This window comes from Pontiella agarivorans, from assembly GCF_034531395.1.
Classification (GTDB): Bacteria; Verrucomicrobiota; Kiritimatiellia; order Kiritimatiellales; family Pontiellaceae; genus Pontiella; species Pontiella agarivorans.
The window spans coordinates 635,551-647,665 of sequence record NZ_JARVCO010000012.1 but is presented as its reverse complement, the minus strand read 5'-3'; the positions used below and the strand labels follow the sequence as shown (position 1 = coordinate 647,665).

8 protein-coding genes are annotated in these 12,115 nt (G+C 52.0%); 2 read left to right on the top strand and 6 right to left on the bottom strand.

The annotated features are described in order from the left end of the window. Positions 1-69: 69 nt before the first annotated feature. Positions 70-1,569, bottom strand: coding sequence for a DUF1266 domain-containing protein (locus P9H32_RS15580; RefSeq protein WP_322609841.1), 1,500 nt, complete (start codon positions 1,567-1,569; stop codon positions 70-72). Between the two features lie 626 nt (positions 1,570-2,195). On the opposite strand from P9H32_RS15580, the gene smc reads away from it, so the two are divergent. After that, complete coding sequence (gene smc, locus P9H32_RS15575; protein ID WP_322609840.1) at positions 2,196-5,771, top strand: chromosome segregation protein SMC; 3,576 nt, start codon at positions 2,196-2,198, stop codon at positions 5,769-5,771. A gap of 51 nt (positions 5,772-5,822) precedes the next feature. Next, positions 5,823-6,509, top strand: a complete 687-nt coding sequence (locus P9H32_RS15570) for a hypothetical protein (RefSeq protein ID WP_322609839.1) — start codon at positions 5,823-5,825, stop codon at positions 6,507-6,509. 18 nt (positions 6,510-6,527) lie between these two features. Here the strand turns inward: P9H32_RS15570 and P9H32_RS15565 are convergent, their stop codons facing one another. The 5 genes from P9H32_RS15565 to P9H32_RS15545 form a co-directional block, all read right to left on the bottom strand. Then, the gene (locus P9H32_RS15565; RefSeq protein WP_322609838.1) at positions 6,528-7,298 is read right to left on the bottom strand and encodes a 3-keto-disaccharide hydrolase; all 771 of its coding nucleotides are present in this window, start codon (positions 7,296-7,298) and stop codon (positions 6,528-6,530) included. Between the two features lie 48 nt (positions 7,299-7,346). Continuing rightward, complete coding sequence (locus tag P9H32_RS15560) at positions 7,347-8,648, bottom strand: Gfo/Idh/MocA family protein (protein WP_322609837.1); 1,302 nt, start codon at positions 8,646-8,648, stop codon at positions 7,347-7,349. A gap of 77 nt (positions 8,649-8,725) precedes the next feature. Beyond that, the gene (locus P9H32_RS15555) at positions 8,726-9,550 is read right to left on the bottom strand and encodes a helix-turn-helix transcriptional regulator (RefSeq protein WP_322609836.1); all 825 of its coding nucleotides are present in this window, start codon (positions 9,548-9,550) and stop codon (positions 8,726-8,728) included. Positions 9,551-9,656: 106 nt separating this feature from the next. Continuing rightward, on the bottom strand, positions 9,657-10,589 hold the full coding sequence (locus P9H32_RS15550; protein WP_322609835.1) for a GNAT family N-acetyltransferase: 933 nt from the start codon (positions 10,587-10,589) through the stop codon (positions 9,657-9,659). Positions 10,590-10,847: 258 nt separating this feature from the next. Beyond that, positions 10,848-11,885 carry an acyltransferase family protein gene (locus P9H32_RS15545; protein WP_431311703.1) on the bottom strand — a complete coding sequence of 346 codons (1,038 nt, stop codon included), beginning with the start codon at positions 11,883-11,885 and terminating at the stop codon, positions 10,848-10,850. Positions 11,886-12,115: the final 230 nt, after the last annotated feature.

Here is a 12,115-nt window from a genome sequence, read left to right as displayed (position 1 = left end):
GCGCTTAGCGTTCTTTCTCGGTTAATTCAACGAATTGATCACGAGAACTTCGAGCGTGATCGACATTTTTCAGTCCGCCGCGGTGCCGGAGGATACAAACCGGCGATGTGACTCCACCCGTTCATCCCGAATCTGTTTACGCAGTTTCTTGAATTTTTCCGGGACCGCAACGGGATCATAGATCTCCCTATTCCGCATATCGAACCGCTGCCACTGATTGAGCGCACGCCCAGCCTCGTCCCACCGCTCTGCCTTCATCAATACTTTCACCAGCGTATGGTAGTGAGGATTGCATTCCCATTTTTGGACTCCGTTATAAGCCATGCGAATGGCAATATCGGGTTCCCAGATTTCCGGATTTTCATACATCATCCATGCATGATTATTTTCAGAAGAAGTTGCACCCCACATGGTCGCTTCACGATAATAGGCAGCCGCTTTTTCAACATCTTTCTCCACCCCTTTACCATCGCTGTAAAGAATACCGAGATGGGTCAACCCATCCACATTCCCGGCATCAGCTGCTGCCCGCCAATAATCCATCGCCTTCAAAAAATCCTTTGGCCTGCCTTTTCCCGTATAATGGGCATAGCCAAGCTTAAAAAGGCAGTTGCCCTCACTGAATTCCGCCCCTTGCTCATAATATTCGAGCGCCTTTTTCCAATTCTTGGAAATTCCGCTTCGCCCATATTCATAGACATGTCCCATTCGACGGTACGCCAACCCTCGATACAGGGATTCACCTTTGCCGGCCACTTTTTTTAAAAGGCCGACGGCCTTGTCTGCAGAATCATCCCAATCATATTCAAGAGCTAAATAATAATCCGAGACATTCGGCAATTCTGCAGACTCGGGTTTGACATTGCTTCCCGACAGATCCAGGTCCCATTCCATACATTTCCAGGGACTGTACACATTGTTCAGGTTCCAGAAAGCCGCCTTGTGATACAAATGAACCGCATCAGTCGAACGGTACCGCGTCGAAAATTCCCGCCCCAACAGATAATTCGTCGCGAATTCCTCCCATGAGCTGTACCGTTGTTGTAATTGCTGGGCAGCCTCCATAATCCAATTCCAGGCCTCCTCTTCCTGTAAGTACCCACACAACACCCCCCAACGAGCCAGAGAAACCACCCTGCCAATATCCCAAGCCACCAGCTGCTCCGCCTTAAGGTCATCTTTATGCTCCATAACAAAATTACATCGGTATTGATACTGCGGATCCATTGCATTCCGAATTTTATACTGAAAACCCGGCCACCACCCGGCTTTATCCAGATTCTTGTGGATGCGTTCATAGACTGCCCGATGACCTTCATCGCGTGCCCATCGCATCACTTCCAGAAGCTCTTTGCGGGAATCCACACTCCACCACGTCACCAGTGTTTCTTTTTTCGCATCAACGGCAAGCTGAATTTGAGGCGCGCCGGTTAAGGCAAATAAATCTTCCTGGTTTCGTTCTGTAAGTATAGCTGAAACCGCCAGAGCCCACTGTTTCTGTTCCGCAGAATAAAACTTCTGAGCAACAATCGTTTGCGAAACCGCAACGAGCACCCAAACAACCTTCATAAAATTTTTCATAACTTAACCATACTGAAAGATCAAAACCGTTACCACATATTTAAAAAATGCTCTCATGTGCAAATTGCAGCATCTACACTCTTCGATTCCGCCGTTGCTGCATTGAAGCAGCCCGTACCTGCCTCTGCCAAACAGCTCTATCCGATGGATTTGATCACGAAAGCCTCAGCCGGGGTCGAGATCTCATTCTTCCAGCTACTGGAAAAATCCGGCGCGAAAGAAATCATCTGACCCCCGGAGATGTTGAGTCCCCCTTCGCCAACCGACACCGTTCCCTTACCCTTCAGTACACAGAAATCGACAGGTATCGGCAGCACATGCCCCGGATCTCCCCGCTGGGCTCAATCTCCAGTAGCATATTCATTGCCCGCCTTTTCATACCGCTTCGTGCCCCGGCATCCGTTCTGCTCCGGTACCACGGTTCCGTTTTCCTCTGAGTAAATGTCATTCCGGACTCCATATTAGGCCATGTAAGGTGAAGGCAGAATAATTCCCTGCCCCGGTTTTTCTAAATTATTCCGCCTGTCCGAACGCCCTATTTCCACCCAGTTTCGGTTTCTCTCCGTTCTGCGGATTGTGTTAGTTTCGGCGATCGCTTTTTTGGAGGAAGATTTGTGTATCTGAAAACCCTGGAAATTGTTGGATTTAAAAGCTTCGCGAATAAGACCAAGCTGGACTTCGAGCCGGGTATGACGGCGATTGTGGGTCCGAACGGCTGCGGAAAAAGTAATGTTTCCGACGCCGTTCGCTGGGTACTCGGTGAACAGCGTGCCCGCGCCTTGCGCGGAGCGAAAATGGAAGACGTCATTTTCAACGGTACCGACTCGTCCAAACCGCTCGGCATGGCCGAGGTCAGCATCACGCTGGCCGACTGCACGGAAGCCCTCGGCATTGAATACGACGAAGTCTGCATTACCCGCCGCGTTTTCCGCTCCGGCGAATCGGGCTATTTTCTGAACCGCAAAGCCTGCCGCTTAAAAGACATCCAGCGTCTGTTCATGGATACCGGCGTCGGCACCGATTCCTACTCCGTACTCGAACAGGGAAAAATCGACCAGATTCTTTCGGCGCGTGCCGATGACCGCCGCACCGTTTTTGAAGAAGCCGCAGGCATCACCAAATACAAAGCCGACAAAAAAGAGGCCCTGCGCAAACTGGAGCATACCGAGGCCAACCTGCTCCGCCTCGACGATGTCGTGCGCGAAGTGAAACGACAGATCATCTCGCTTCAGCGCCAGGCCGGAAAAGCCCGGCGCTATAAAGAACTCTCGGAAGAGATGCGCAGCCTGGATCTTTATGTCACAAACCAGCGTCTGAAAGAATATGCCCAGAAGATCAACGAGCTTTCCGGCGAACTCCAGGTGCTGGAACACAAGGTCAATGAGCTCCACAAACAAGTGGAATCCGCGGAAGCAGAAGCAAAAAATTCACGCTCCGCCCTTACCCGGCTGGAAGAAAGCATTTCGCAGGCGATGGAACAGGCTTCCGCCGCCCGGAGTGAACTGGAGCGGACCAGAAACCTGATCACCATGAACACCGACCGGATTGCCGAGCTGACCACGCTGGCCCAGCGCAATACGCAGGAGACGGAGGAGGCGCGGGTGCGCCTGGAGTCTCACCGGGCAGAACTTGAACAAATCATCAGCAACATTCAGGAAGCGGAAGTCGAAAAAGAGGCGGCCGGCATTGAACTGGAAAAAGTCACCGAAATTCAGAAACAGGCCGAAGAAAAAATGAATGCCACACGGATGGCTCTCAACGAGCTGCGCAATGAATCCGTCGCTCTCGATTCCAAAGCCTCCAAAATGCAGAATGAACTGAATGCCCTCGACGCACGCGACCGCGAGGCCATGCTGAAAAAGGAACGACTCGCCACCGAAAAGGCCGAACTCGAACGCTCGCTGGCCTCGTTTACCGAACGTGAAGAGGAAATGACGGCAATGGTTGAAACACTTCAGAGTAAGGTGGCTGAACAGGCCGATACCCTGAACAGCCTCAATTCCGACCGGGCATCGCGCAAAGACCGCATTGTTGAAAGTGAACGCAAGCTCAACGAACTGCAGAAAACCGCGGCCGCCAAGCGCGCCCGGCATGAAATGCTTTCCGGCGGCGAAGCCCGGCAGGAAGGGTTCCCGCCCGGCGCACAAATCCTGCTCAATCCCCCGGATGATTTCACCCCCGACCATTCCGGCATTATCGGACCGCTGGCCGAACAAATGACCACTTCGCCGGAATATCAGACCGCACTGGAAGCCATTCTGCGCCCCTGCATCGATGCCGTTGTGGTTCGCGATGAAGCCTTTGCGCGCGAGACACTCAACTGGCTGCGCGATAATGAAGCCGGCAGTGCCCGCCTGCTGAGTGTGGCCTCAGCCAGGGAAGAAGCCCAACTGGACTCCTCCGCCATCGGCCGGGCGCTGATCGACTGTATTACTTTTGATGATGCCGTCGCTCCGCTGATTCGCCGTCTTTTCTGGAATGTGCGTGTGGTCGGCTCCGAGGTGGAGATTCCCGACGTACTGTCCGCCGACACGGTGGTCGTGACCCAGAACGGTACCGTGATTTCCGGATGCGGCGCATCGGAGATCTGGATGCCGGGCACCGAGGATAAAAGTCCGCTCGCCCGCCATCAGTTACGCGAGCAGTTGCAAAGCGAAATCAACGGACTGGAGGAAGAGATCCTGACACTGGAAAACCAGCTTGAAACACTGCGGTCCGACGAATCAACCATGGTGGAATCCATTAACAGCGCCCGCCAGATGCTCGAAGAATTCCGGCGCGAACTTGCCTTACAGGAAGGTGAACTGCAGGTGGTCAGCCGGGAAACCAAAACCGCACGCAATCGTGTTGAAACCGTAACCTTTGAATTCAATAATCTGCAGGAGAACGAAAGTGAAGGCGCTGAGATGCGCCGGAAACTGGCCACAGAACTGCAGAACTGCCGTAACCGCCAGTCCGAAGTACGCCAGGCCAGTGCGGAGCAGACCCGTATGCTGACCACCGTTGAAGAGGAGCGCAACAGCGCTCTTCAGATCACGTCCGAGCATCGCATTGTTTATTCCCAGAAAACCAATATCCTCGAACACCTCAACAACCGGAAACAGCCGATGGAAGCCCGCATCGCTGAACTTGAGGAACTGATTAACGAACGGTCGAGCGGCGTGGATTCCTATAACCGCCGCATTGAAGACCTCAAGGTTTCCATCGAGGACGAACAGAATAAAATCCAGCCTCTGGAAGATCGGCTGGATGAAACCACCCGAACGCTTGAAGCAGAACGTTCCCGCCGCGAAGAAACCATTCAGATTCTGACCACGGCGGAAAACCGTCTGCAGGTGATCCGGCGCGATCTGGAAAATGAACTGAATAAAAAATCAACGTATGAGGTGGAAAAGGCCGAGTTCACCATGCGCCACGACAATGCCCTGGAGCGCGTCACCGGTGCCTACCAAATCACCAAAGAGGAGCTGGCGGAAGCCGAAGCTCCCCACTGGGAAAACGATGAAGTTCCGGAACGCGAAGTCATCGAAACCCGCGTGGCCGAACTGCAGGCTAAACTCAATTCAATGGGACCGGTGAACCTTGTTGCCATCGAAGAGCATGCCGAACATGAAGAGCGCTATACCTTTCTTCTGAAGCAACAGGAAGACCTCGCCGCCGCAAAACAGCAGCTGCTGGATATGATCAAAACGATCAACAACACAACCACTGAACTTTTTAAAGATACCTTCAATAAGGTGAACACCGAGTTTCAGGAAATGTTTAAAAAGCTCTTTGGCGGAGGTTCCGCCAAACTGGTGCTCACCGACGACGAAGACGTGCTTGAAGCCGGCATTGAAATCATCGCCCGCCCCCCCGGAAAAAAACTGCAGACCATCTCGCTGCTTTCCGGCGGTGAGCGCACGATGACCGCTGTGGCCCTGCTTTTCTCGCTGTTTAAAGTGAAGCCGAGCCCCTTCTGCGTGCTCGACGAGCTCGACGCGGCGCTCGACGATGCCAACATCAACCGCTTTGTCGAAGCCCTGACCGATTTTCTGACTCAGTCGCAGTTTATTATCATTACCCACAGCCGCCAGACCATTGCCGCAGCCAGTGTCATCTACGGTGTCACCATGCAGACCCGCGGCATCTCCAAGGTGGTTTCAATGAAATTTGCCGACTATCAGGCCAACGAAAAGAATATGAAGTAAGTATTCGACTCATCTTCCGAACATTACTCAAACAGACAGGTCCAGTACGTTATGAGCAACGATAAACAGTTTGATTTCTGGTATGCGGTAAACAATACCGAACTGATTACCACACCCACCGGCCAATTGGAGACCTTCGGCGATACCGTGGTGAATTACTATCTGGTATGCCAGCATATGGACAGCCTGGACAAAGTGGTGGTCCGCGAAGGCCACCTGAAGGCACTGAAACCGGCCATCATCACCCCGCAGTCACTGGGCCAGGTGGATGTCGGCGATCTGGGCGCCGAGGCCCAGGAGTATGCCGACTGGCTGCGCGAACATGCGAATGAGCTCCGGATCATTCAATATGGATTTTCGCTGGAAAAACAGGAATTGAAAGAATACGTGGTGAGCGATCACATCAACAATGTGCTCGACCGCGTTAAACAGGAAGTGGCGGAAAAAGATGATCCGTTAAGTTCCATTCTGGTCGGCGTTGATGATCCGTGGGAAGTCTGCCTGATGAAGCTGATGGTCGACCTCGTTCAGCATTCCGCCCAGGGCAATATGCAGGATTTCCAGCAGCAGTCTGTTGATATGAAGAAACGCCTGACCGATAATATCGATCAGGCCTTTCTCGAAGCCTCGCGTGATCCTTCAAAAATAAACGGTCTGGCCAAAATGCTGAAACTCAACAATCTGTGGGAAAAATACGAAGACCGTTTTTTCGCCCTCGTTAAAGCTTCCGGACAATAGCAAAAGCTCCCTGCCGCTTTATTTTCCGAGATCCCGAATCCATATATTACGATACTCAACCGGACTGCCGTGGGCCTGAATCCAGAAAGGCCGACGGGGTTCATGTGCTTCGTAGAGCAGCGCTTTATTGTGTTTGGTCGGTCCCGTAATCTCGGTATTAACGTGGACAAAGACTCCGTTGTGCATGACCGTGACATAGGCCGGAGTCACCAGCGTTTCTTCATCAAACACAGGTGCTTTGAAAAAGATGTCATACGTCTGCCACTCGCCCGGCTTCCGGCAGACGTTGAACATCGGCGGCGTCTGACCATAGACCGCAGCGGCCGAGCCATCGGCATAGAGTTCCACCGAATAAGAATCGAATACCTGAATTTCATATTTTCCCATCAGGAAAATCCCGCTGTTTCCCGAATTGTTGATTTTATTGGTATTAATCTCCGTCGGCGTCCGCCATTCAATGTGAAGCTGGCAATCGCCGAAGGCATCCTTGGATGAAATGCCGCCGCTGACCCGAAGTGCGCCATCGACGACCGGACATTTCGTATTCAGTTTATTCAGTGACGTTCCGTCAAAGAGCAGTATCGCGTCCGACGGAGCCGGCGTCATTCCCGGATACGGAGCGGGTTTAACCCGCGGCGGCTGCGGACGGTCCTTCTGATGAACAATCCACTCCTGCCCCGGAATCTTCGGCGTCCAGGTGACGCCCGGACTTTTATAGATATGAAACCCCTCTTCGGCATAACCCGCGGCGGCGAAAAGGAGTAATGCTGTCAGTGCTGTTTTTTTCATATCGTACCTTTTTCATTGAACGTGAGTCCCGGCCCGGGAACACAGAAACTAAGCATTTTTCCAATCGTTGGACGTTTCGCGGGAACGGAGTGCATTGGCTTCGCTGTCGCCGGGGAATTCTTCCTTTTCCGGATCCCATTTGACCGTCCGGTTCAGCTTCATGGCAATCGATCCGGTCAGCAGTGTCGTGCTCAGACGATGCAGATCTTCAGCATCATAATTTGGTTTTGCCCCATGAAGTACCACATCGAGAAAATTGCGCTGCTCATAGGGCGGCATCTTCCAGATTTTGTTATCTTCATATCTCGCTTTCAGGATGCGCTTGTCATGCGCCATCAACTGGCCACGCCATCCGTCGCATCCGCACCAGCCCTGAGTTCCATAGAACATGATACGGGGCTGCGACGAGAGTACATTCATCGTGACGCCGTTTGCATAGGTGAATTTCAGATCGAAATAGTTCGGCACGTCGTTCATGGAATTTTTCGGAACGATGAACTTAATGGGTTCCGCTTTCACCGCGCTGGTCCGTTCGGAGAAATTGGCGACCTGGGCGGTATCGCACAGATGCATACCCCAATCGGTCAGAACACCGGCGGCAAAGGCATCCTGCTGACGCCAGGCCTGCGGCTCCGTGCGGTTTGCCGTGTAGGGTTTATATGGTGCAGGACCCAGCCACATGCTGTAGTTGAAATCATCGGGCACAGGAATTTCCGGCATGTTCGGATAACTCCAGGATTTGTAGGGCAGCCCCACATCAATTTTAATCAGGTCGCCGATGGCTCCGTTGCGGACGGCCTCGGCCAGCTTGTAATAATGAATAACCGCACGGTCCTCAAGGCCGACCGTAAACACCTTTCCGGTCTTCTTCTGCACCTTCACCAGCTCGCGCCCCTCGGCAATCGTCAGGGTCGGTTTTTCGCTGATCACATGTTTACCGGCTTCCATCGCCAGGATCGACATCGGAACGTGCCAATGGTCCGGCGTGGAAATACAGACCGCATCGATATCCTTACGAGCCAGCATATTGCGAAAATCCGGAATGCCGGCACACCCTTTATCACCGTATTTCTCATTCACAATCTGCTGCGCATGGTCCTGATTATTCGCCTTCACATCGCAAACCGCCACAACGCGGCAGTCGTCCTGCGACAGGAAATTTTTCAAATTCACATTGGTGCCCTGATTGCCGACACCGATAAAACCCATCGTCAGTTTTTTCGATGGTGCCTGACCGCCCAGAACGGAAGCTGGAATAATCGTAGGCGCTGCGACGGCACCTGCGGTGAAGACGCCGGCTTTCAGCGTACTGCGACGGGATAGAGAGGATGTGCTTTTTTCTGTTTTCATAGTGAAGAGATATAACAAAACGACCTTCAAACCCTAAGAAAACTATTTTTCCAATAGTTGGACTATTGTAGCACTCACTATTCTTCCGCTTTTCTCAGCGAACCCGGCGACATCCCGGTTTCTTTGCGAAACTGACGGATAAAAAAGGGCACATCGGTATAGCCCAGTGCAGCGGCGATATCGGCGATGGAACTCGTCGTCATACCCAGCAACTGAATCGCCTGTGCAATACGGTGCTCAATCACATAACGGTTAGGCGAAGTTCCCGTCAGCCGGTTAAACCAACGAGTCAGCTGCGAGCGCGAAATCCCGATTTTCCCGCACATCACGTCCACCCGCCAGTCCAGACCGGGTTCACGTTTGATCTGCTCCAGCAGGGCTTCCACCTGCTGCTGGACCGCACTAATATGCCCGAGATCCAGATTATCCTGCAACAGATGGAACAATTGACGCAGCGCCGTTTCGGTATGGATGCCGGAAGAAGACTCTTCGCGCTGCCGGCACTTCACGGCATATTCCGCCGTCGCTTCAAACAGACTGACCTCACGGATTGGTGCATGAATCAACCCTCGGATATTTTCAACGTCCGGAAGATCCGCAAAATGCGCCGCAAACATCGTTACCGGCCTTTCGTCCATCGCCCGGCCGCTCAGCCGCTGTCCCGGCCGGAACAGAAAACAGGTTCCCCGCGTCGCCCGGACGGTCTGCCCCTCCATTTGATACGCAATATGCCCGCTCATTACATACTGCAGCGTCAGTTCCTTGATCTCCACTTCCCACTTCCAGTTCCGCATATTATGCAGCATATACGGCGTTACCCGCTGCGGCGCATCCGGAAACACCGGTTTTCCCTCTTCAAAAACCGGCGTCTGAAACTTCAAGGGTCTGAATATTCGATTCATGAAATAAACGTTGCAGAAACAGGCCGGAAAAGGAAGAAAATCGGTTCTTCGTCAGATATGAATGCGTGATTTCCGCGTGACCACCCGGTCATCAAACCGCGATCATCTAGGCCGTTTCGGGCATAAACGTCGGCATCACCACTCCTCGAATGGAAGGCCCTTCTCCAGTGGTCTGGCCAAAATGGAGCTCGCAGTTTTTTGCCCCCAGTCCATACATGGCCTGCGTTATGACCGGGCGATCCGACGGCACCAGCCAAACCATCGTTTTTCCTTTGCGGAAATTCAGCTCGCGACGGATCAGAGCAACTGCCGACTCATCGGAGCGCATACACCCCGGCCCCAGCATGGTGCTGGCCGGATGCCAGATCGAAGCCAGAAAACCATCAAGATTTCCTTGCTCATCTTCAATCACGCTCATATGCCAATCGCCCCTTTTATTCTTTATAAAATATTCAAAATCAGAACCACGGCGAATCCCCAGAACATCCTCTTCCAATGCAACCATCGCCGCCACATCGGAAAGCTGAGCATTCCGTACCCGCTTGCCCTCGGGAGTCCGCTCCTCAATGCCCTCTTCCGGCACATCGAAAATCATATCCTGATACACCGCATACGGAGCCAGGCCCGCACGATTATAAAGAGAATAGGAATCCAGATTCATGGCACTCGAAACCAGACGCAACGGTTTCCCCTGCTCTTCTGCAAAATTCAGGATATATTCCAATAACTGCCGCGCAACGCCTTGTCCGGCATAATTAGGGTGGACGTTCATGATACCGAGCGACACATGGGTTTCACGGTCATGATAAAAACAGGAACCGGCAAGGCTTCCCATGGTTTCATCCGCCGCAATGAGGCAGCGGGAAGCATCCAGCTCATCATACACTTCGCAAAAAAGGCGGGTGGAATCGGGAGCTCCCTGAAAGATCGGAGGATTTCCCTTCGCCTGATACCAGGCATTCGTCGACATATAAATCAATTCTGCAACACGGTTCCAATCACTGGATGCGGCATGTCTTAATCCTATCTTTATTTTCATAATCAGCTCCTATCCTGCCTTCGTTACAACGGTTGTTTATCTGCGGAAATTCCAGCATTTTGCGGAATACCCGTAACCGAGAATCCGTTTATCCGGAGGCCTTTTTCAGCCGCAGCCGCAGTCGCATGCTGCCGGCAATCGCGGCCAAACGGAAACAGAGTTTCAGCCCACTCCCGGACCCCGGAATCGGCGGATACAGACAACCCGGCCAACAGAAATAAAATGACAAAATAATTTTTCATCTCCCCCATCACACCTTTAGAAAAACTTTTTTCCGTAGAGAAAATAGAGAAAAATCCATTCAACGCAGATAACTCCCAGCCCGATGATCAGCGGTGCAAAATCTCCAAAATACCGGGAGACTCCGCCAAAGATAAAAGAAGCCGGTTTCCAGAAATCGAAAATTTTAACCGCCAGATAAATCGTGATCGAATTCATGCCGATCACCCGGAAAAACAACGTCCACCTCTGTACTTTCCAGACGTCAATCACGAGGTAGAACAGAGCAAGCAACAACAGGCTCAAACCGCCGGACAGCATAATATACGGCACCGTAGCCAGCCCCTTGATGATGGGGTACCACGTTTTAAGAATCAGGGCAACCACCACAAAGCCTCCCCCGACTCCGGCAATAATCCCGGTTTTTTTATAGGGCGATATTTCATCGCGTTTCAGCAGCATTCCGGCCCACACCCCCATAAGCGTGATCGATGACGAAACCACCACCGCCAAAATCCCTTCCGGATCCATTGTTTTACTCAGCAGTTTCCCGGGCATCAAAAGACGATCGATATATCCATTCCAGCTGCCCTCCCCATTTAAAACCCCAGCTCCATAACCCGGCACCGGGATAAAGAGTTGAAGAACTCCGTACCCCAGCAAAATACCCAACACCCAAATACCGAGTGATTTCGCCGAACGGAAATTAACCGCAATGAGAGCTCCAATGGCATAAGCTCCCCCGATAAGCCCCAGCACACTGGCCACACGCAATTCACTGAATTTAAACTGCAATGCTCCATTATAAACGGCTCCAAGAACGACCAGAATCACAAAGCGTTTTATGATTTTCAGATAAATCGACTTTTTGGATTCTCCTTTATCCAGCCTGCTGTAAAGCGAATAAGGAATAACCACGCCAGACATCAAAATGAACAACGGAAAAATCAGATCAAAAAAATGAAATGATCCCCATTTGGCATGATGCATCTGTTTGGCCAGCGCATCCGCCCAGCCCCATTCCGTAATCTCAGCCAGTTTCAGAAACAGAAAACCGCCGCCAACAATCCATAACATGTCGAATCCGCGCAATGTATCGAGAGAGAGAAGCCGCTCTTTTTGGTGTGGTATATCAGACATCGCTCGAACCTTGTTATTCTGAAGAGGGATTGGGGGATACGCATTCAGAGTCACCATGTTCCGATACCTGCTAAATAGTTTAGCATCCCTTATCTCCACGCTTAACACCCCAAAGATCAAAAGTATTCACAGACCGATATCGAACGGTCACGGCTGTTGACTTTGAA